The 20497-nt window shown below is 70.0% G+C and carries 16 protein-coding genes; all 16 read left to right on the top strand.

Annotated elements, in window-relative coordinates; genetic code table 11:
- Nucleotides 1–21: 21 nt before the first annotated feature.
- The 16 genes from ACIGEZ_RS17100 (at nucleotide 22) to ACIGEZ_RS17025 (ending at nucleotide 20491) form a co-directional block, all read left to right on the top strand.
- Complete coding sequence (locus ACIGEZ_RS17100; RefSeq protein WP_399831689.1) at nucleotides 22–1557, top strand: flavin-containing monooxygenase; 1536 nt, start codon at nucleotides 22–24, stop codon at nucleotides 1555–1557.
- Nucleotides 1550–2485: an alpha/beta fold hydrolase gene (locus ACIGEZ_RS17095; RefSeq protein ID WP_399831687.1), complete on the top strand. Its 936-nt coding sequence runs from the start codon at nucleotides 1550–1552 to the stop codon at nucleotides 2483–2485. Before ACIGEZ_RS17100 ends, ACIGEZ_RS17095 begins: the two co-directional genes overlap by 8 nt.
- Nucleotides 2469–3863: a flavin monoamine oxidase family protein gene (locus tag ACIGEZ_RS17090; protein WP_399831685.1), complete on the top strand. Its 1395-nt coding sequence runs from the start codon at nucleotides 2469–2471 to the stop codon at nucleotides 3861–3863. Before ACIGEZ_RS17095 ends, ACIGEZ_RS17090 begins: the two co-directional genes overlap by 17 nt.
- The gene (locus tag ACIGEZ_RS17085) at nucleotides 3860–4564 is read left to right on the top strand and encodes a transporter (protein WP_399831683.1); all 705 of its coding nucleotides are present in this window, start codon (nucleotides 3860–3862) and stop codon (nucleotides 4562–4564) included. Before ACIGEZ_RS17090 ends, ACIGEZ_RS17085 begins: the two co-directional genes overlap by 4 nt.
- A gap of 26 nt (nucleotides 4565–4590) precedes the next feature.
- A complete protein-coding gene (locus ACIGEZ_RS17080) occupies nucleotides 4591–5949 on the top strand; it encodes an NAD-dependent succinate-semialdehyde dehydrogenase (protein WP_399831681.1) in 1359 nt (452 codons plus the stop codon).
- Nucleotides 5950–5978: 29 nt separating this feature from the next.
- Nucleotides 5979–7094: a Zn-dependent alcohol dehydrogenase gene (locus tag ACIGEZ_RS17075; RefSeq protein WP_399831679.1), complete on the top strand. Its 1116-nt coding sequence runs from the start codon at nucleotides 5979–5981 to the stop codon at nucleotides 7092–7094.
- Between the two features lie 17 nt (nucleotides 7095–7111).
- Nucleotides 7112–8368, top strand: coding sequence for an aspartate aminotransferase family protein (locus ACIGEZ_RS17070; protein WP_399831678.1), 1257 nt, complete (start codon nucleotides 7112–7114; stop codon nucleotides 8366–8368).
- Nucleotides 8369–8468: 100 nt separating this feature from the next.
- Nucleotides 8469–10025: a long-chain fatty acid--CoA ligase gene (locus ACIGEZ_RS17065; protein ID WP_399831676.1), complete on the top strand. Its 1557-nt coding sequence runs from the start codon at nucleotides 8469–8471 to the stop codon at nucleotides 10023–10025.
- A gap of 42 nt (nucleotides 10026–10067) precedes the next feature.
- Complete coding sequence (locus tag ACIGEZ_RS17060) at nucleotides 10068–11747, top strand: class I adenylate-forming enzyme family protein (RefSeq protein WP_399831674.1); 1680 nt, start codon at nucleotides 10068–10070, stop codon at nucleotides 11745–11747.
- Nucleotides 11748–11750: 3 nt separating this feature from the next.
- Entirely contained in the window at nucleotides 11751–12533 is a 783-nt protein-coding gene (locus ACIGEZ_RS17055) for an SDR family oxidoreductase (RefSeq protein WP_399831672.1), read from the top strand.
- Between the two features lie 29 nt (nucleotides 12534–12562).
- Entirely contained in the window at nucleotides 12563–13801 is a 1239-nt protein-coding gene (locus ACIGEZ_RS17050; protein ID WP_399831670.1) for an acyl-CoA dehydrogenase family protein, read from the top strand.
- Complete coding sequence (locus ACIGEZ_RS17045; RefSeq protein WP_399831668.1) at nucleotides 13801–14901, top strand: phosphotransferase family protein; 1101 nt, start codon at nucleotides 13801–13803, stop codon at nucleotides 14899–14901. Before ACIGEZ_RS17050 ends, ACIGEZ_RS17045 begins: the two co-directional genes overlap by 1 nt.
- Before the next feature lie 325 nt (nucleotides 14902–15226).
- Nucleotides 15227–15460 (top strand): hypothetical protein, encoded by a 234-nt coding sequence (locus ACIGEZ_RS17040; RefSeq protein WP_399831666.1) that lies wholly within the window; start codon nucleotides 15227–15229, stop codon nucleotides 15458–15460.
- On the top strand, nucleotides 15457–17109 hold the full coding sequence (locus ACIGEZ_RS17035) for a transporter (RefSeq protein WP_399831664.1): 1653 nt from the start codon (nucleotides 15457–15459) through the stop codon (nucleotides 17107–17109). The genes ACIGEZ_RS17040 and ACIGEZ_RS17035 overlap by 4 nt, the downstream gene beginning before the upstream one ends.
- A 253-nt stretch (nucleotides 17110–17362) precedes the next feature.
- The gene (locus ACIGEZ_RS17030; RefSeq protein WP_399831662.1) at nucleotides 17363–18229 is read left to right on the top strand and encodes a phytanoyl-CoA dioxygenase family protein; all 867 of its coding nucleotides are present in this window, start codon (nucleotides 17363–17365) and stop codon (nucleotides 18227–18229) included.
- Nucleotides 18230–18277: 48 nt separating this feature from the next.
- Nucleotides 18278–20491, top strand: coding sequence for a SpoIIE family protein phosphatase (locus ACIGEZ_RS17025; protein ID WP_399831660.1), 2214 nt, complete (start codon nucleotides 18278–18280; stop codon nucleotides 20489–20491).
- Nucleotides 20492–20497 lie beyond the last annotated feature (6 nt).

Here is a 20497-nt window from a genome sequence, read left to right as displayed (position 1 = left end):
CAGGAACAGCGAGGAAACGCCATGACAGCTGAGGTGTTGGACGCCGTCGAGGAGTTCGACGTGGTGATCATCGGAGCCGGGATCTCCGGGATCGGCGCGGCCACCTATTTCAGCCGGGAGCTGCCCGACAAGTCGCTCGCCGTACTGGAAGCGCGCGACGACATCGGAGGCACTTGGGACCTGTTCCGCTATCCCGGCATCCGCTCGGACTCCGACCTCCACACGTTCGGATACGCGTTCAAGCCCTGGCGCCACGAAGCCGCGATCGCCGACGCTCCCCTCATCAAGGAGTACCTCCACGAGACCGTCGAGGAGAACGGCCTGGAGCGCGTCCTCAGGCTCGGCCACCGGGTCGTCCGCTCGGAGTGGTCCACGGCGGACTCACGGTGGACCCTCACCGTCCAGACGTCGGACCCCGCCACGGGAGCGACCCGGACCAGGACGATCCACGCGGGATGGGTCTTCGCCGCCACCGGCTACTACCGGTACGACGAGGGGTTCTCCCCGGAGTTCCAGGGGCGGGACGAGTTCGAGGGTCAGATCGTCCATCCGCAGCACTGGCCCGAGGGACTCGACTACAGCGACAAGAAGGTCGTCGTCATCGGCAGCGGCGCGACCGCGATCACGCTGGTGCCGGCCATGACCACCGGGGCGGGCGCCGCCCGGCACGTGACGATGCTGCAGCGCACCCCCACCTACGTCATGCCGCTCCCCCGCGTCGACAAGGTCGCCCTGGCGCTCACGAAGCTGCTCGGGGAAGAGCGCGGGTACGCCGTGACGCGGTTCAAGAACATCTGGACCGAACACGCCGTCGTGAAGGGCCTGCGGACCTTCCCCAAGGCAGGGCGGGCCTTCATCCGGCGCGAGAACGTCAAGCGCCTTCCCAAGGGATTCGACGTCGACAAGCACTTCAACCCGCCGTACGACCCGTGGGACCAGCGGCTGTGCGTGGCACCGAACGGCGACTTCTTCGACGCGATCAAGGAAGGAAGGGCCTCCGTCGTCACCGACGCCGTGGCGAGGTTCAGCAAGCGCGGCATCGTCCTGGCGTCGGGTGAGGAACTGGAAGCCGACGTCATCGTCACCGCGACGGGGCTGAACCTTCGGCTCTTCGACGGCATGCCCATCGTGGTCGACGGGCACCAGGTCGACATCGCGGACGCGCTCTGTTACCGCGGCATGCTGCTGAGCGGGATGCCGAACTGGGCGATGGCGATCGGCTACACCACCTCGTCCTGGACGCTCAAGGTGAGCCTGATGTGCCGTTACTTCATCGACCTGGTCAGGCACATGGACGCCCGCGGATACGACACGGTGGTTCCGGTCGCACCGTCGGGAACGAACCGCAGGCCCGTCATGGACCTTCAGGCCGGGTACGCCAAGCGCGGCGAGAAGCTCCTGCCCAAGCAGGGCCCCGAGAAGCCCTGGCGGATGGCGATGTCCTACCCCGAGGACGCCAGGGCGCTGCGCGGCCCGGTGGCCGACGAGAACCTCCGGTTCGGCGCCCGCCGGGCGGCCGCGCCGGCGACCGGCGGGAGGCGAGGCACCCGTGTCTGAGACGAGCGCCGCCGAGGGCGGCGACCAGTACGCGACCCTGCCGTCCGGGATGACGATCTGCTTCCGGGACCACGGCCACAAGGACGCCCCCGCGATGCTGCTCATCGCGGGACTGGGCGAAGACCTCACCTTCTGGTCCGACTCGTTCGTCGGCTCCCTCACCGCCCACGGTTTCCGGGTCGTCGCGATCGACAACCGCGACGCCGGCCAGTCGACGTTCGTCGCAGCGCCCCCGCCCGGGATCTGGCGTCAGATCGCCGCGCGTCCGCGCGGCGACGCGTACGCGCTGGCCGACATGGCCCAGGACGCCGTCGGCGTACTCGACCATCTCGGGATCGCGCGGGTGCACCTGGTCGGGCGGTCGATGGGAGGGATGATCGCGCAGACGATCGCGGCCACAGCACCCGAGCGGGTCCTGTCGCTGGTCTCCATCTACTCCACGACCGGGGCGCGCAAGGTCGGCCAGCCCGCGCTGTCGACGATCCGGCTCCTCGCCGCCCCGACTGCGAGGAACAGAACCGCGGCGGTCCGTGCCCACCTGAGGCTCACCCGTCACATCGCCGGAACGGGGCACCCCATCGACGACGCGGCCGAGGCAGCCATCGCGGCTCGCGGATGGGACCGCAGCGCCGGCGACCCGGCAGCCGGCACGGCGCGCCAGATCCAGGCGATCCAGCGTTCCGGAGACCGAACGGCCCAGCTGAGCAGGATCACCGCTCCGACGCTGGTCATCAACGGCGACCGGGACCCGCTGGTCGACCCGAGCGGCGGCGCCGCGACCGTACGGGCGATCCGCTCGGCCCAGCACGTGGTCATCCCCGGCATGGGCCATCACCTCCCCGAGGCCCTCGTCGCCCCCGTCACGACCTACATCTCGCAGCACGCGAACCGCGTGGGCGAAGGAGGAAACCATGTCCGGATCTCGTGAGCCCCGCTCCGGGAGCACCACGGTCGACGTCGTGGTCGTCGGTGCCGGTTTCGCCGGTCTGAGCGCGGCGGAGCGACTGGTGAGCACGGGGCGGTCCGTCCTGGTCGTGGAAGGCCGCGACCGGGTCGGAGGCCGCTCGCTCTCCGGCGAGGTGGCCGGCGTGAAGGTCGACCTCGGAGCGACGTGGGTGGCCCGGCGTCACACCGCCGTCCGGGACCTCGCGCGCCGCGTGGGGTGTACCACCACCGACCAGTTCGCGCAGGGGCGCAACGTGCTGTGGATGACGGGCCGGCGCCGCACCTACAGCGGCACCATTCCCAAAGTCTCCCCCGCGGCTCTGGTGGACATGGCCCGCATGCAGGCGGCGGTGAACAAGCTGGTCGCGACCATCGACGTGAACGCCGCGTGGGAGACGCCCGGGGCCGGCCGGCTCGACACCCTCTCGTTCGGCGAGTGGCTCGACCGGAAGAACGCGCTGCCCGGCACCCGTGCGCTGATGACCGTGATCAGCAAGGTGCAGTGGGGTTGCACGCCGGGTGACGTCTCCCTGCTGCACGCGATGCGCTACATCCGTTCGGCGGGCGGGCTCGATCACATGCTGGACGTCGAGGGCGGTCAGCAGCAGGACCGGTTCGTCGAGACCACCCAGGAGATCGCCAAGCGGGTGGCGGAGCGTCTCGGCGACCGCGTGCGCCTGGAGACTCCGGTGCGCCGCATCGCACAGGACGACGACGGCGTCACCGTCCGCACCGACTCCGGCGAGATCCGCGCCCGGTACGCGATCGTCACGGCCTCGCCGGCGCACCGCGCCGCCATCACCTTCGAGCCCGCTCTGTCCGAACGGGGCGAAGGGCTCACGCGGACCTGGCGCATGGGCGTGCTGAGCAAGGCGTTCGTGGCCTACGAGAGGCCGTTCTGGCGGGCCGACGGCTGTTCCGGCGAGGCGGTGACCGACACCGGAACCGTGTTCATCACCTTCGACGTGTCCCCCGCCCCCGGCGGACCGGGCGTCCTGATGGCCTTCTGCGATCCGCGCGTCTTCGACGGCTTCAGCCCCGAGACCCGGCGCGACCGGGTGGTCCGGCAGCTCGCCGATCTCTACGGTCCGCAGGCGCTCACCCCGATCGACTACGTGGACCACTGCTGGGGAGCGGAGCCCTTCGCCCCGGGCGGCCCCAATCCCGCCGTCGCTCCCTACGCGACCACGAGCTTCGGCAAGGCGCTGAGCGAGCCCCACGGGCGCGTCCACTGGGCGGGCTCCGAAACCGCCGGCGAATGGGCCGGAACCATGAACGGCGCGGTTCTGACGGGCCAGCGCACCGCAGAGAGCGTCATCACCCTGCTGTCCCGCGACGTCCGAGAGGGGGCGTCCCGATGAGGGAGACGCTGTTCCTGGTGGCCGACCTGTGGATGATCTTCGCCGGCTACTTCTACGGCTGGAAATTCATCCGCCGCTACGGCAACTACCTCCTGGGCCTCGAGTGGATGGTCGTCGCCACGTCGGGCAGCAACTTCCTGCTCTGGTCGCTGCTCGGGGCCAAGAGCGACAGCGTGCTGTACGACCTGGCGTACTTCTTCGACGCGTTCTCCAGGTCGGTCGGCATCACCCTCATCCTGGTCCTGGGCCTGATGAAGGTCACCCATCGCTACAAGCCGAGCCGCGGCGTCGACGTCGCCGTGTTCGGGGTCGCGATCGTCGCCGCCCTGTTCCTCCGGCCCTTCCACGGCGCGGATCTCCACACCGACCGTGATGCGTTCTGGGTCTCCGTGTTCTACGTCGTCGTCAACCTCCTCACGGCCGTGTTCCTCTGCTACTTCGTCAAACGGCTCTGGAGCGCGGGCGCGAGGTGGCCGGCGGTCTGGACGGGCCTGGTCACGGCCGCCGCGACCACCATCGCGATCACGTACGACTTCTTCCCCCTGCCGTTCGACGACGCGAACCGCACGATCTTCTACACCGCCGCGCTGGCGACCTGGGGCACCCAGGGATTCGTCTACTTCCGCGCCTACCGCGCGCTGCACGACCGCAACGCGGCTCTGGACTCGAACCCGGCCCGCACGGCCGGGGCCCCCGCATGAACCCGAATCACGACGAAGGAGTCAGTATGGCGAAGCGGCACGTGTACGCGGTGGTGGACCCCGCCAGCGGCAAGCTGGTCAAGGAGTACCCCACCGCGACGGACGAGACCGTCGCCGCGGCGCTCGACGCGGCGGCGAACGCCTACGCGCGCTGGTCGAGGCAGACCTCCGTGGAACAGCGCGCCCAGCTGTTGCACGCCGTCGCCACCCTGCACAGAGAGCGCAGCCGGCAGCTCGCCGAGATCATCCACCGGGAGATGGGAAAGCCGGTGGACGAGGCCGTCGGGGAGGTCGAGTTCAGCGCCTCCATCTACCGGTACTACGCCGAAAACGCGGAGAAGTTCCTCACCGACGAGCCGATCGAGCTTCTGGAGGGAGAGGGCACCGCTTTCGTCCGCCGCCAGCCGGTCGGCGTGCTGCTGGGGATCATGCCCTGGAACTACCCGTACTACCAGGTGGCCCGGTTCGCCGCGCCCAACCTCGCGCTGGGCAACACCATCGTGCTCAAGCACGCGTCGCAGTGTCCGGAGTCGTCCGCGGCTCTCCAGCAGCTGTTCACGGACGCGGGCTTCCCCCAGGGCTGCTACGTCAACGTCCACGCCACCGGCGAGCAGATCGGCCGCGCCATCGCCGACCCCCGCGTGCAGGGCGTCTCCTTCACCGGTTCGGAGCGGGCCGGCGCGGAGGTCGCCGAGAAGGCCGGGCGCAGCCTCAAGAAGGTGGTGCTCGAACTGGGCGGCTCGGACCCCTTCATCGTGCTGTCCACCGACGACCTCGACGCCACGGTCCAGGCGGCGGTCGAGGCGCGGTACGAGAACGCCGGGCAGGCGTGCAACGCCGGGAAGCGCTTCATCGTCGCCGATGACGTCTACGACGCCTTCCTCGCCACGTTCACCGAGAAGGTGCTCGCGCTGACCGACGGACTGGCGCCGCTCTCCTCGGTCGCCGCTGCCGAGTACGTCGAGGAGCAGGTCGGGCGAGCCGTCGACGAGGGTGCGACCTTCGTCTCCGCGCGGCGGCGCGAGGGGGCGTACTTCCCGCCCGGCGTGCTGACGGGCCTCTCCCCGGCGTCGCCGTCGGCCGCCGAGGAGCTCTTCGGTCCCGTCGCGACCGTCTACCGGGCCGGATCCGAGGACGAGGCCGTCGAGCTGGCGAACGACACCCCGTACGGGCTGGGCTCCTACGTGTTCACGACGGACGCCGAGCAGGCGCTGCGTGTCGCCGACAGGATCGAGGCCGGCATGGTCTTCATCAACGGCGTCGGCCTCGATGGCGCGGAACTGCCCTTCGGTGGCGTCAAGTTGTCCGGTTTCGGCCGCGAGCTGGGACGGGCGGGCATCGACGAGTTCGCCAACAAGAAGCTCATCCGCACCGCTCGGACGTGACCGCCCCAGGGCACGGAAGGAAGACTTTCATGACGATCGAATTCGACGCCGCCGTCTTCAGGACGCCGAACGAACCGCTGACCATCGAGCGAGTGACGATCCCCTCGACGCCTCCGCCCGGCGAGGTGCTCGTGCGGCTCCAGGCGAGCGGGGTGTGCCACAGCGACCTCCACGTCCTCCTGGGCGAATGGGAGGTTCCTACGCCGATGATCCTCGGCCATGAGGGAGCCGGGATCGTCGAGAGCGTCGGCGAGGGCGTCACGACGCTCAAGAAGGGCGACCACGTCGTGCTGTCCTGGACGCCCTCGTGTCGCCGCTGCCGCTACTGCATCAGCGGCAGGCCCGTCCTCTGCGACATGGTGAGCGAGCACTCGGCGAACCACCTGTCGTTCGACGGCCGGTCCCGGATCACGTCCGCCGGCGGGGACGACGTCCTCAGCTTCGCGGGCCTCGGAACGTTCGGCCAGTACACCCTCGTGCCCGAATCGGGCGCGATCGCCATCCGGGACGACGCCCCGTTCCCGCAGTCGGCTCTGGTCGGATGCGCCGTCACGACTGGTGTCGGCGCGGCCGTCAACACCGCCAACGTGCGGCCGAGCGACACCGTGCTGGTCCTCGGCTGCGGAGGCGTCGGCCTGAACGCGATCCAGGGGGCCCGGCTCGCCGGCGCGCGGAAGATCATCGCCGCGGACATCTCCGACGAGAAGCTCGAGCAGGCACGCGTCTTCGGTGCGACCGACCTGATCAACAACGCCCGCGAGGATTTCGCGGGCAGGGTGCACCAGCTCACCGACGGACGCGGTGTGGAGATCGCCATCGAGGCCATCGGGCTGCCCCGCACGATCGAGTCGGCCTACGAGGTCCTGGCCAGAGGCGGCACGGCGGTGGTCGCCGGGCAGGTGGCGGACGGCATGAGGATCTCCATCGATCCGTTCGTCATGTCCGATCAGGAACTTTCGCTCATCGGCTCGAACTACGGATCGAGCAAGCCGGCTTCCGACTTCCCGTTGCTGATCGACCACTACATGAACAACCGCATCGATCTGGACTCCCTTGTGACGAGCGTGATCGGTCTTCAGGACATCAACGAGGCGTTCGACCAGATGAAGCGCGGCATCGGCATCCGCTCGGTGATCACGTACTGAAAGGCAGGGGCGATCTCATGGCCCTGGAATCATCCCGCTCGGCCTTCGAGCGAGCCCGCCGCAGCGTCGGCGGGGGTGTGGGGTCGGGCCTGCGCGCCGCAATGCCTCCCCATCCGCTCTTCGTGCGCGAGGCGCGGGGCGCGTACGTCTGGGACCTGGACGGCGACCGGTACATCGACTACGTGATGGCCTGGGGGCCGCTCGTCCTCGGTCACGGTGACCCGCGCGTGGTGTCAGCGGTGTCCGAGGTCGCGACGAAGATGCAGGTCGTCGGCACCGGCCACCCGCTGGAGTACCTCGCGGCGGAAGCGGTCCTCGAGGCCGTGCCGCACGGCGAGCGGCTGCTGTGGAGCAACACGGGGACCGAGGCGGTGCAGGTGGCGCTGCGCCTCGCGCGCGCCGCCACCGGGCGGCGCCGCGTCCTCAAGTTCGCCAAGAGCTACCACGGCTGGCACGACACCGTGTACGCCGGGATGTCCGAGGACGACTGCGACCGCCCCGCCACCCCCGGCGGGCCGGGGCAGTCGGCCAGCGTGCTTGACGACCTGGTCGTGGCGCGCTTCAACGACGTACAGCTGGCCGAGCGCCTGCTGGGCGAAGCCGTCGAGCGCGACATAGCGGCCGTGCTCGTCGACCCGGTGATGAGCAACGCCGGCGTCGAAGCACCCTCGCCGCGGTTCCTGTCGACGCTGCGGACCCTCTGCGACCGGCACGGCGTCGTCCTCGTCTTCGACGAGGTGATCGCCGGGTTCCGCATCGCACGCGGCGGGGCGGCCGAGAGGTACGGCGTGCTGCCCGACCTGTCCGTCTTCGGAAAGGCGATGGCCGGCGGCTTCACCCAGAGCGCCGTCGTCGGCCGGGCGGATCTGGTCGACCAGGTGACGTCCGGCGTCGTCCACGCCGGAACCTTCAACGCCAACCCGATCGCACTGGCGGCCGTCGCGGCGACGATGCGCGTCCTGGCCGATCCCGCGGTCTACGAGCAACTCGAACGGACCTCGTCCGAGTTCGAAGCCCTCGTCGGCGCCGTTCTCGGTTCGTCGCCCGACTTCGGCAGCCTCAACCGGGTCGGCTCGCTCCTCCAGTACGTCCCCGCCGGTGGCGCCACGGGGCTGCACGGAACGAGCGGGCTCTGGGCGGTGATCCTCGAAGGGATGCTGCGGCAGGGCTTCCTTTTCATGCCGTCCGGCAAGGTCTTCCTCAGCACGGCGCACACCACCGCCGACGTCGAGGCGACGGCCGAGGCCCTCGACCGGCTCCTGCGGAAGTTGTGACACCCGCATCGAGTCACGCGTTACCCCCACCCGCTCCGAGCCAGGCCGCGTGTTCTGTTCCTCCGCGGCCTGGCCCGGTCCACCTTTCGGAAATGGCACCATGCTGAACCTCTCGGTCCTGCTCGAGGACTCCGCCCGCACGCACCCGGACCGGGACGCCGTCGTCCTCGGCACGACGCGTCTCACCTACGCCCAGATCGACGCCGCCGCCAATCAGGTCGCCAACCTCCTGGTCGACCGCGGCGTCTGGCCCGGCGACAAGGTCGCGCTCAGTTGTCCCAACGTGCCCTGGTTCCCGATCGTCTACTACGGGATCCTCAAGGCCGGCGCCGTCGTCGTACCGCTCAACATCCTGCTCAAGGGCCGGGAGGTCGCCTACCACCTCGCCGACTCGGAGGCGAAGGCGTACTTCTGCTTCGAGGGCGGCGAGGGCCTGCCGATGGGGGCGGAGGGGCACGCCGGGTTCAGCGAGACCCCTGCCTGCGAGCACTTCTTCCTCATCACCGCCGATCCCGCGGCGGAGAGCCCGATCGAGGGCGTCGAGACCATGGGCGCAGCACTGCGGGGGACCGCGACGACCTTCGACAGCATCGGGACCTCGGGGGACGAACCGGCCGTGCTGCTCTACACGAGCGGTACGACGGGACAGGCGAAGGGCGCCGAACTCAGCCACGCCAACCTGGCGCTCAACGCCCTCGCGGTCAACCAGCTCTTGGAGAACCGACCGGCCCTGGACACCCATCTGGTCGTGCTGCCGCTGTTCCACTCCTTCGGCGCGACCGTCCAGATGAACGCCGGCTTCTCGACGGCGAGCACGCTGGTGCTGCTGCCACGGTTCGACGCCCGGCAGGCGGTGTCCCTGATGCAGCAGGAGGACATCACCGTCTTCGCAGGCGTCCCCACCATGTGGTGGGGCCTGTTGCAGGCGCTCACCGACGACGTCGACGTCGAGAGGATCGCGAGGAACCTGCGCGTCGGCGTCTCCGGCGGCGCCGCGCTCCCCGCGGAACTCATCAAGCAGGTCAGGGAGCGACTGGGCGTCCAGGTCCTGGAGGGCTACGGCCTCTCCGAGACCTCGCCGGTGGTGACCTTCAGCGATCCGGCGCGAGAGCCCCGCCCCGGGTCGATCGGCGTGCCGATCTGGGGCGTCGAGGTCAAGCTCGTCAACGCGGACTGGTCGGAGGTCGAGGACGACGGCACGGGCAGCGCCATCGGGGAGATTGCGGTCAAGGGCCACAACGTGATGAAGGGCTACCACGGCCGCCCCGAGGCCACCGCCGAAGCCGTCAGGGACGGCTGGTTCCGCACCGGCGACCTGGCCCGCAGGGACAAGGACGGCTTCTACTACATCGTCGACCGGGCGAAGGACCTGATCATCCGCGGGGGCTTCAACGTGTACCCGCGCGAGATCGAGGAGGTCCTGATGACGCACCCGGCGGTCAGCCTGGCCGCGGTTGTCGGCGTGCCGCACGACAGTCACGGCGAGGAGATCAAGGCGTTCGTGATCCTCGAGCGTGGCGCCGAGGCCCGCCCCGACGAGCTGGTCGCCTGGGGCAAGGAGCAGATGGCCGCCTACAAGTACCCGCGCATCGTGGAGATCGTGCGGACCCTGCCGATGACGTCCACCGGAAAGATCCTCAAGCGCGAACTCACGTGACCGGCACGACAGGCGCATGGACATGAGTGGGAAGGACGGCAGATGACAGTGGATGAAGGCCGGCGGCGGGACACGTTCCCCGACGGGTTCGGTACGGGGACGGACGCGACCCCCGGCTCGCTCGTGGCCGCCTGGAAGGCACGCGTGGCGAAGAACCCGGAGGGCATCGCGCTCCGCTTCTTCGACGGCGTTCTGTCCGCGCGGGAGGTGGACGCGGCGTCGGACGCCCTGGCCGCCGCGTTCGAGGCCCGCGGAACCGGCCGGGGTGATCGCGTCGGGGTGTACCTGCAGAACGTTCCGCAGTACGCGCTGGTGCTGCTGGCCGTGTGGAAGCTGGGGGCCACGGCCCTGGGACTCAACCCGATGTACCGGGGCCGGGAACTCCGCCGGATCATCGAGGACTCCGGGGCGGTCGGCGTCGTCTGCGCGGACGAGGACGTCCACGAGACGCTCGGCACGCTGGCGGGGAGTTCGGTGCGGTGGCTGATCAGCACGTCGGCCCTGGACTACCAGCACCGCGACGATCCGCGGGCTTTCGGATCGACGCGGCGCCACGCACCGGCTCCGGGCGGCGACCTGGTGGCGCTGATCGGCGAGTTCGAGGGCCTCGGTCCCTCCGCCAGGGAACTGACTCGTGACGATGTCGCGTTCCTGACGTACACCTCGGGGACGACGGGGCCGCCGAAGGGTGCCATGAACACCCACGGCAACGTCCTGAGCGTGGTGGCGACCTGCGTGTCGTGGATGGGGGTGGACGACGGGGACGTCGTCTTCGCCATGGCCCCGCTGTTCCACATAACCGGTGCCGTGGTCAACGCGACGATCTCCCTGCTCACCGACACCACGCTCGTCCTGGCCGGCCGGTTCCACCCCGAGGTCGCCCTGGAAACCTTCGCCGAGCACGGGGTGACCTACACGATCGGCTCCATCACCGCGTACAACGCGATCTTCCAGCTGCCGCAGGCCGGACCTGAGCACTTCGCGACGGCGAAGGCCCTGTACTCCGGGGGCGCGCCGATCCCGCCGGCGACCGTCGAGCGGTTCCGGGAACGGTTCGGCGTCTACCTCCACAACGGCTACGGGATGACCGAGACGACGTCCGCCGTCATCGCCGTGCCGCCGGGTGAGCGGGCACCGGTGCATCTGCCGAGCGGGACGCTGTCCGTCGGCAAGCCGCTGCCGCATCTCACCGCCCGCGTCGTGGGACTGCACGGCGACCCGGTGCCCCCCGGTGAGCAGGGTGAGCTGGAGTTGAGCGGGCCGCAGGTGGTGCCCGGGTACTGGGGCAAGCCCGAGGCCACCCGCCGGACGATGCCGGAGGGCCGGCTGCGTACCGGTGACGTCGCGGTGATCGACGAGGAGGGCTGGGTCTACCTGGTGGACCGGCTCAAGGACCAGATCAACGTGTCCGGTTACAAGGTCTGGCCGCGCGAGGTCGAGGACGCGCTGTACGAGCATCCGTCGGTCCTGGAGGCCGCGGTCGTCGGGCAGCCGGACGCGTACCGCGGCGAGACCGTCGTCGCCTACGTCTCGCTCAAGGCGGGTCTGAACGCCACGGCGGAAGAACTGATCGCCTTCTCCCGCGACCGGCTGGCCGCCTACAAGTGCCCCCGCACGATCCATTTCCTGTCCGACCTGCCCAAGACCCAGAGCGGCAAGATCCGGCGGGCCGAACTCCGCGGCATCGACGGCCCGGGGTCGGACCCGCCCTCGAAGGACTGATCCATGAGCGAGAACCCCACCGCCCAAGGCCGCTTCTCGGGCCGCACCGCCGTCGTGACCGGAGCGAGCCGGGGCATCGGTCTCGCCGTCGCGGAACGGCTCGTCGCCGAGGGTGCGCGCGTATGCCTCACGGCCCGCAAGGCCGGACCGCTCGAAGAGGCCGCCGCCGCGCTTCCCCCGGGACGCGTCATCACCGTCGCCGGCAAGGCGGACGACCCCGAGCACCGCCGCGAGGTCTTCGACACCGTCGCGCGGGAGTTCGGCGGGCTGGACGTCCTGGTGAACAACGCGGGCATCAACCCGGCCTACGGCCCCGTCGTCGGCCTGGACCTCGACGTCGCCCGCAAGGTGCTGGAGGTCAACGTCCTCGCCCCCCTCGCCTGGGTACAGGACGCCGTGGCCCACCCGAAGCTCGGTTTCACCGAACGCCGCGGCACCGTCGTGAACCTCTCCTCCGTCATCGGCGACACCCCGTCACCCGGCATCGGCTTCTACGGAGTCAGCAAGGCCGCCGTCTCCCACCTGACCAGGACCCTGGCCGTCGAGCTCGGCCCGGAGATCCGCGTCAACGCCGTGGCCCCCGCCGTCGTCAAGACGCGGTTCGCCGAAGCCCTGTACGAGGGCAGGGAAGCCGAGGTGGCCGCCGAATACCCCCTGCGGCGCCTGGGCGTGCCCTCCGACATCGCCTCCGCCGTGGCGTACCTGGCCTCGGAGGACGCCTCCTGGGTCACCGGCCACGTCCTCACCGTCGACGGCGGCCTCACGGTCGCCGGCGGCACCGCGTAACGACCTCGCCCCTCCCACAAAGGACTGCCATGACCACCCCTGACCTTCCGCCGGAGTTCGCGGAGCTGCGTGAGCGCACGCGCCGGTTCATCCGTGAGGTCGTCGTCGACGCGGAACCCGTACCGGGCGGACGTCTCGACCAGGCCACGCGCGACCGGCTGCAGACCGCGGCGAAGGAGGCCGGCGTCTTCGCGCCGCTCGTTCCGAAGGAGTACGGCGGGCAGGGCCTGCCCATCGAACACTGGTCGCCGATCCTGCAGGAGGCCGGGTACTCGCCGATCGGCCCCAGCGTGCTCAACTGCATGGCCCCCGACGAGGGCAACATGCACATGCTGAACCTCATCGCCACCGAGGAGCAGAAGAAGCACTACCTCGCGCCTCTGGCGGCCGGCGACGTCCGGTCGTGCTTCGGCATGACCGAGCCCCACCCCGGAGCGGGATCCGACCCGGCGGCGCTGCGGACCACCGCCGTACGCGCCGACGGCGGCTGGATCATCGACGGCCACAAGCGGTTCACCAGCGGAGCCGTCGGTGCCGCGTTCTGCATCGTCATGGCGCGCACCCCGGCCGTCGACGGTGCTCCCGAGGGGGCCACCATGTTCCTCGTCGACCTGACGAACCCCGGGATCCGGATCGGCGAGGCGATCCACACCGTCGACCGCACCATCGACGGCGGCCACCCGCACCTGTACCTGGAGAACTGCTTCGTCCCCGACGACGCGGTCCTCGGCGAGGTCGGACTCGGCTTCCGGTACGCGCAGGTACGGCTCGGCCCCGCGCGGCTCACGCACTGCATGCGGTGGCTGGGACTGGCACGCCGGGCGCACGACATCGCCCTCGACCGGGCCGCGAAGAGGGAGCTGTTCGGCGGTCCGATCGACTCGCTCGGCCTGGCCCAGCACCTGATCGCCGAGTCCGTCATCGACATCGAGACCTCCGACGCGATCATCACCAAGACCGCGGCGCTGCTGCACAGCGCCCCGAAGGCGGGCTCGGCGATGTCCTCGGTCGCGAAGGTCCACTGCTCGGAGGCGATCTACCGGGTGATCGACCGTGCCGTTCAGATCTGCGGCGGCGACGGCGTCTCCGACGGCCTCCCGCTGGCGCAGTACCTGAACGAGGTGCGCCCGTTCCGTATCTACGACGGCTCGAACGAGACCCACCGGTGGGCCATCGCCCGGCGGGCGTCGGCCGGCCGGCGCGCCGCCGTCCAGGCCGGTGAGCGATACCGGGGCGACGCCGTCGTCGGCAGGGACGGAGGCGCGTGATGCACACCGTCCCCGACGGCGTGGAAGTCGTCGCGAGCCGCGAGCGGGCCCGTCACCTCGACAGCCCTCCGCTCCTGGTCCTCGACGCGGTCACCGGCTTCCTCGACACACACGGCATCGGTAGCGGACCGATCGCGTGGCAACGCATCGGCGACGGCCACTCCAACGTCACCTACCTGATCGAACGCGGCAGCGAGTCCGTCGTCCTGCGCCGCGGCCCGCGCCCGCCGCTGCCGAAGTCGACGCACGACATGGTGCGCGAGGCCCGCATCCAGAAGATCCTCCACGGGCACGGGGTACCGGTGCCGGAGATCGTCGCCGTCTGCGAGGACGAGGACGTCCTGGGCGTGCCGTTCTACCTCATGTCCCGGCTCGACGGCACGGTCGTCACCGACACGATCCCGCCCCACCTCTCCCCCGCCGAACAGCGCCGGCTGACCAGCGAGGCGGTCGTCGACACCCTCGTCGCTCTGCACGGCATCGACGTGACCCGGGGGGAACTCGCCTCCCTGGGCCGACCCGAGGGGTATCTGCGGCGCCAGGTCGAGCGGTTCCGCGGCCTCTGGGAGGTCAACACCACCCGCAGCCTGCCCGCGGTGGAGCGCATCGCTGACTGGCTCGCCCAGAACCTGCCGACGAGCCAGTCGGCGTCGGTGGTGCACGGCGACTACCGCATGGGCAACCTCATGTTCGCCCCGCAGGCCCCGGCCGAGGTCCTCGCGATCCTCGACTGGGAGATGGCCACGCTCGGCGACCCGCTCGCGGACCTGGGGTACCTCACCGCCACCTGGTCCGAGGCCGGCAGCCCTGCCACCCCGCTCGAACTCACCAAGGTGACCCGTTCACCCGGCTACCTCACCCAGCGCCAACTGGCAGAGCGCTACCAGCGCCGCACAGACCTCGATCTCACCCCGCTCCCCTGGTACCAGGCCCTCGCCCTCTGGAAGGCGGCGATCTTCTGCGAGGCCATCCACACCCGCTGGCAGCGGGGCGAGCGTCCTCATGACACGGTCTTCGGACCGTCGCTCGAAACAGGCGTCCCCCGGCTCCTGGAGCGGGCCGGGCACTACGCCGGCCTGACCGCGACCAGCCACCGCTGACGCCCGACGCCCGACGCCCGCGGTGCGAGTCGCTTCACCTGCCTCACCGCGGCCGGGCCGTCCTGCTCTGACGTCATGACGAGGCCGCCGTTCGCCGTAGAGCCGGCGCGACCTCCTCCGCGGACGCCGCGCCACCCTCGGGCCCCCCGCGGCCGCAGGCATGGAGTCCCGACCAGTACGGAGCACGGCTGCCCGACTCCCTCGCCCGTTCTCAACGGTTGCGACCGTCCCCGCGCCCCCTCGCGCAGAGTCCGTCTTCCTTGTTCTTCCCGAGAGAGGTCCCGTGCCCTCCGATTCCTCCCAGCATTCCCCCCGTGACACACGAATGCTGGTCACTGTCAACGCGCTGCCGCTCGCCGTCGGTGTCCTGCTCTCCTGCTCCACACCCCTCGGAGAGATCTCCGTATACGGACGTCTCACCCTCGGCATCGCGTGGGCACTCACCCAACTGATCGTCCTCGTCGGCGGGACCTGGTGGTACGAGAGCCGGGCCGCGTCCTCCTTCCAGCCGGCCTCGGCGACGACTGCCGCCTCCCGTTCGGCCGGGGGCGAGTGGTGACGACGCACCTCCTGAGCGTCGGTTCGCCCGATCTCATCGGCACGGCCGCGAGGGGCGCGGTCATCAGCGCCTTCCTCGTCTTCATCGGCCTCTGCCTCCTGTGGGTCTTCACGCTCGCCACGCAGGACGACGACCCGGAACGCCTCTACGTCGCCGGCCGATCCCTCCCGCCCGTCTTCAACGGCGTCGCGATGGCGGGAGAACAGATCACGGTCATCATCCTGGTCTCGCTGCCGGGAGCGATCGCCCTCTTCGGCTACGACGGAGTCTCGACCGCCGTCGACAGCGCCCTCGCACTCGGCGTCTTCCTGCTCCTCGCCTCCAGGATTCGCGCGACCCGCCGCTACACCCTGGGCGAGCTGTTCTCCCTGCGCGCCGAGGGGCCGGGAGTACGGATCGCCGGCGCCGTGGTGACACTGTGCATCGCCGTGCCTCTGCTCATGGTGCAACTGCGTGCCGGCGGCATCACCGCCGCCCTTCTGATCGGCATGCCGAGCGAGCGGGCCCAGGTGGTGTGCACGGTGCTGATGGGATTCCTGGTCACGTGCTTCGCAGGGGTGGCCGATCTGCGCGGCACCAGTTTCGTGCAGGTCGCCAAAGTGCCCGTGGCCCTGGTGACGCTCGCCGCGGTGACCCTGCTGGCGCTCCGCTTTTTCGACTGGAGTCCCGGATCCCTGCTGTCGGCCGCCATGGACAAGAGCGTGTCACCGGGCGAATACCTCAGCCCCGGACTGTGGGAGCACACCGCCGGAGGCGGACCGCTCGGCACGCTCAGTGACCACATCGTCGTCATCCTCGGAACCGCGATGATGCCCCACCTGCTCCTGCGCGTCAGTGCCAGCCGGGACGTGCCCGCCGCCCGGCGCTCACTGAGCGTCGCCGTCGGGCTGACCGGCCTCTTCTACCTGCTGCTGATCACGACCGGCTTCGCCGCGGCCGCGGTGGTGGGCAGCGGACGGATCGGAGCGGTCGACGTGAAGGGGCAGGGAGCCCCGATCCTCCTGGCGTCGGAGGTCCTCCCCCACCACTCCACCGGCAGGGTCGTGCTCATCACCCTCGTGGCCTGTGTCGCCTTCCTCGCCGTGCTCACGGCCGTGGCGAGCGTGACCTTCGCCGCCGCCGTCTCCGTGACCCGCGACCTGATCGGGCGGAAGGGCCGTACCCGGATCGGGATCGGAGAGCCGGCAGTCCTGCGGCTGTCCGTTGTCGCACTCTGCGCCGTGAGCCTTCTGCTCACCACCGCCGTACACCGCTATCCCATCGAGTTCCTCCTCGCCTTCTCGCTGAGCCTCGCGGCCACATGCGTGTTCCCCGCGGTTGTCTACTCCTTCCTCTGGACCGGCTTCAACCGCCACGGGCTGCTGTGGCTCGTCTACGGAGGTCTGTCCCTGTGCACCCTTCTGACCCTCGCATCCCCCGCTGTGTCCGGGACGAAATACGCGCTGCTGCCGGAGCAGGACTTCAACCTGTTCCCGCTCCACACCCCCGGACTGATCTCCGTACCGGCGGCCTTCCTCCTCGGATGGCTCGGCAGCACGCGTCCCTGGGAGCGGACCACACACCGCCGGCACACGGCGTCGGGACCCGCTTCTGCCCGTAGCGTCCCCGCAGCTCGCATCGACTCCGGCAAGGACGCCGTGAGCGGATAGCTCCGCCGTGCCCGCGACCGGACTGTGCATCGTGCACCGGGCCCGGGCGAAGCTGGTGCCCGCTGTCGTTCTCGCCTGCGGTACTGGCTGGCGACAGTGAGACGGCCACCACAGGAACAACGCGGAAACGCCATGACCACCGAACCCACCTGACCGTCGCGAGGACGCCGCGCGGGAGGCCCCGGAAGACGGAGCGCCCGCGGCTGATCGAACGGTCGATCAACCGCGCTTCAGATCGAGGAAGAGGACGCACATGACGACACAGAAGAAGGCCCAGGCACTGACGTCCGTGGCGAACGACACGCCGGCGGAGGAGATCCTCGAGATCGTGACCCGTGACGGGGGCGTCATCATCAAGGGCTTCCTGACGCAGGAGCAGATCGTCCGTTTCAACGCCGAGATCGAGCAGCCGCTGCGGGCGCTCGCCCCGGGGTCCCTCCACGAGGACGAAATCGTGGCCGCGTTCCACGGCAGCAACACCAAGCGCCTCACGAACCTGGTGACGCACAGCGCCACGTTCCGCAGCGAGGTCATCGACCACCCCCTGGTCCACGGGATCAGCGACCTGGTCTTCCTCCAGGAGTCGGGCACGTACTGGATGACCACCGCCCAGGTGATCGAGATCGGCCCCGGCAACAAGGCGCAGATGCTCCACCGTGACCTGGAGAACTGGTTCCCGTTCATCGGCATGGGGCCCAGCGGGCCGGAAGTCACCATCAACTTCCTGGTCGCCCTGACCGACTTCACGGAGGAGAACGGCGCCACCCGCGTCATCCCCGGAAGCAACCACTGGAGCGACTTCGAGGACCGCGGGACCCCCGAGCAGACGATCCCCGCCGTCATGAACGCCGGGGACGTCCTTCTCATCAGCGGCAAGACCGCGCACGGCGGCGGGGCGAACAGGACCGGCGACGAGTACCGGCGGGGCCTCGCCTTCACGTTCAACGCGGGCTTCCTCACCGGCGAGGAGGCGTACCCGTTCCTCGTCGACAGGGAGCTCGCCAAGACGCTCTCGCCGCGTGTCCAGCGCATGCTCGGCTTCCGCTCCCAGTACCCCACGGGCTCTCCCGGCCTGTGGCAGGTCGACTACGCCGACCTGGGCGACCACCTCGGCCTCTGAGAGCCGGGCCGACCAGAGGCTGCCGCAACTGTCCGAGGAGCGCACACCATGGCTTTCCCGTACATTCGCACTATGGGAACCGAGGTCGATGCGTTCCTTGGTCAGCTGGCCCGCCACCTCAGACCCGAGGTGAAGAAGCTGGCCAGCCTGCTGCTCCAGCGCCTGAACGGCGAGTTCCCCGAGCTGTGGGAGAACGCGGACTTCGAGGCCCTGACCCTGGAGGAGACGGCCCAGCACGTCACCGCCCTGCTGGATCTCCTGGAGGCCCGCCCCGGTGCGAGCGCGCCGGAGGCTCCTCCGGCCGCCTTGGACATCGCCCGCCTCTACGCCCGGCGGGGCATCCCGGTGAGCCGGCTCCTCCGTGCCTACCGGCTCGGCCATCTCAGCCTGCTCGAACAGCTGCAGGCCGAAGCTCCCCGCCTCACCGGCGACTGGCACATGATCAACCTCGCCACGGTGAGGCTGGTCGCGATCGGTTTCGACTACGTGGACCGTTCCTCGGAAGAGGTCGTCGCCGCCTACCAGGAGGAACGCGACCGTCTGCTGCAGCGTCGGCTCGCCCTCACCGACAGGGCGAGCAAGCGGATCGGGACCACGCTCGACATCTCCCGCACCGCGGAGGAGCTGACGGAGGTCTGCACCGAGGACTTCGCCGACCTCGTCACCGTCGACCTCTTCGACTCCGCACTCGACGAGACCGGCACCGGTCCGCCGGAGGCCCTGACGCAGCGCCGCGTCGCCCAGCGCTCCGTCCTCGCCGACTGTCCGGAGTCCCTGCTCCGCGTCGGTGGGACCCACACCTACCCCGACGACTCTGAACCGGTTCGCGCACTGACCACCGGACGGTCCGTCCTGCACCACATCGCGGGGACCGAGATGCCCACGTGGGTGGCGCCGTCGGAGTCCCACGGCCGAGTGCTGCGCGACCTCGGTCTCCACTCCGTTCTGCTCGTGCCCTTGCATGCCCGTGGGGAGACCCTTGGGCTGGTGCAGTTCGTACGCCATCGCACCTCGGTCCGGTTCGACGACGACGATCTCCTGTTGGCGCAGGAGATCGTCTCCAGGGCGGCGGTGTCCATCGACAACGCCCGCCGGTACACCCATGAGCGTTCCACCGCGCTCACCCTCCAGCGAACCCTGCTGCCGCGGAACACGGTGAAACACTCGGCCGTGGAAACGGCGTCGCGTTACCTGCCCGCCGGGTCCAGCGCCGGTGTGGGCGGTGACTGGTACGACGTCATTCCCTTGTCCGGGGCCCGTGTCGCACTGGTCGTCGGCGACGTGGTCGGTCATGGCCTGCGCGCCGCCGCCACCATGGGCCGACTCCGCACGGCCGTCCGCGCCTTCGCCGACATCGATCTCATGCCCGATGAACTCCTCACGCATCTGGACGACGTGGTCATCCGTATGCAGCGCGAGGAGTCGCTGAACGCGGGCGAGACCAGCGCCACCTGCCTGTACGCGATCTACGACCCCGTCTCCCGCCGGTGCTCCCTGGCCAGTGCCGGGCACGTCCCGCCGACCGTGGTGACCCCCGCAGCCACCGGCGGGGCCACCCGGACCGTCGACGTGGTCGAATTGCCCGAGGTGCCGATCGGACCGCCCCTCGGCCTGGGAGGGCTCCCTTTCGAGACCACGGAGTTCGAGCTGCCGGAGGACAGCCTCCTGGTCCTGCACACCGATGGTCTGATCGCCGGCCGCACGCGTGACGTGGACCTCGGACTCGCCACGCTGCACGACGTCCTCACCTCGACACCGGACTCGCTGGAGGAGACCTGCGACCAGCTCCTGGCCGCATTGTTGCCCAGCCGCCCCGCCGATGACGTCGCTCTGCTCGTCGCCCGGACCCGTGCCCTCGACCCGAACCACGTCGCCACGATGGACCTTCCGTCCGATCCGGCAGCCGTGTCCGGGGCCCGCCGCTTCGCCTCCGACGTCCTGGCGGCCTGGGAGCTGGAAGATCTTTCCTTCACCACGGAGCTGGTCGTCAGCGAACTGGTGACGAACGCGATCCGCTACGGCAAGAGCCCCATCCAGCTGCGACTGATCCTCCAGTCGACCCTCACCTGCGAGGTCTCCGACGCCAGCAGCACCGCGCCGCATCTGCGCCGCGCCCGCATCTTCGACGAAGGCGGCCGCGGCCTGCTCCTCGTGGCCCAGTGCGCGGAGCGCTGGGGGACGCGGCACGGTCGCGAGGGAAAGGTCATCTGGGCCGAGCAGGCTCTCCCCGCAGACAGCGCGTCGACCGCCGAAGTGACGTAACGCCTG

Source organism: Streptomyces sp. NPDC085481 (assembly GCF_044541845.1).
Classification (GTDB): Bacteria; Actinomycetota; Actinomycetes; order Streptomycetales; family Streptomycetaceae; genus Streptomyces.
Note: the sequence above shows the minus strand (reverse complement) of the source record. Positions and strands in the feature narration are given on the sequence as shown.

Coding starts and splice junctions, on each gene's coding strand:
- ACIGEZ_RS17040 (WP_399831666.1), top strand. CDS start 15,227: ATGCTGGTCACTGTCAACGCGCTGCCGCTCGCCGTCGGTGTCCTGCTC.
- ACIGEZ_RS17025 (WP_399831660.1), top strand. CDS start 18,278: ATGGCTTTCCCGTACATTCGCACTATGGGAACCGAGGTCGATGCGTTC.
- ACIGEZ_RS17070 (WP_399831678.1), top strand. CDS start 7,112: ATGGCCCTGGAATCATCCCGCTCGGCCTTCGAGCGAGCCCGCCGCAGC.
- ACIGEZ_RS17080 (WP_399831681.1), top strand. CDS start 4,591: ATGGCGAAGCGGCACGTGTACGCGGTGGTGGACCCCGCCAGCGGCAAG.
- ACIGEZ_RS17065 (WP_399831676.1), top strand. CDS start 8,469: ATGCTGAACCTCTCGGTCCTGCTCGAGGACTCCGCCCGCACGCACCCG.
- ACIGEZ_RS17060 (WP_399831674.1), top strand. CDS start 10,068: ATGACAGTGGATGAAGGCCGGCGGCGGGACACGTTCCCCGACGGGTTC.
- ACIGEZ_RS17085 (WP_399831683.1), top strand. CDS start 3,860: ATGAGGGAGACGCTGTTCCTGGTGGCCGACCTGTGGATGATCTTCGCC.
- ACIGEZ_RS17075 (WP_399831679.1), top strand. CDS start 5,979: ATGACGATCGAATTCGACGCCGCCGTCTTCAGGACGCCGAACGAACCG.
- ACIGEZ_RS17100 (WP_399831689.1), top strand. CDS start 22: ATGACAGCTGAGGTGTTGGACGCCGTCGAGGAGTTCGACGTGGTGATC.
- ACIGEZ_RS17090 (WP_399831685.1), top strand. CDS start 2,469: ATGTCCGGATCTCGTGAGCCCCGCTCCGGGAGCACCACGGTCGACGTC.
- ACIGEZ_RS17030 (WP_399831662.1), top strand. CDS start 17,363: ATGACGACACAGAAGAAGGCCCAGGCACTGACGTCCGTGGCGAACGAC.
- ACIGEZ_RS17050 (WP_399831670.1), top strand. CDS start 12,563: ATGACCACCCCTGACCTTCCGCCGGAGTTCGCGGAGCTGCGTGAGCGC.
- ACIGEZ_RS17055 (WP_399831672.1), top strand. CDS start 11,751: ATGAGCGAGAACCCCACCGCCCAAGGCCGCTTCTCGGGCCGCACCGCC.
- ACIGEZ_RS17045 (WP_399831668.1), top strand. CDS start 13,801: ATGCACACCGTCCCCGACGGCGTGGAAGTCGTCGCGAGCCGCGAGCGG.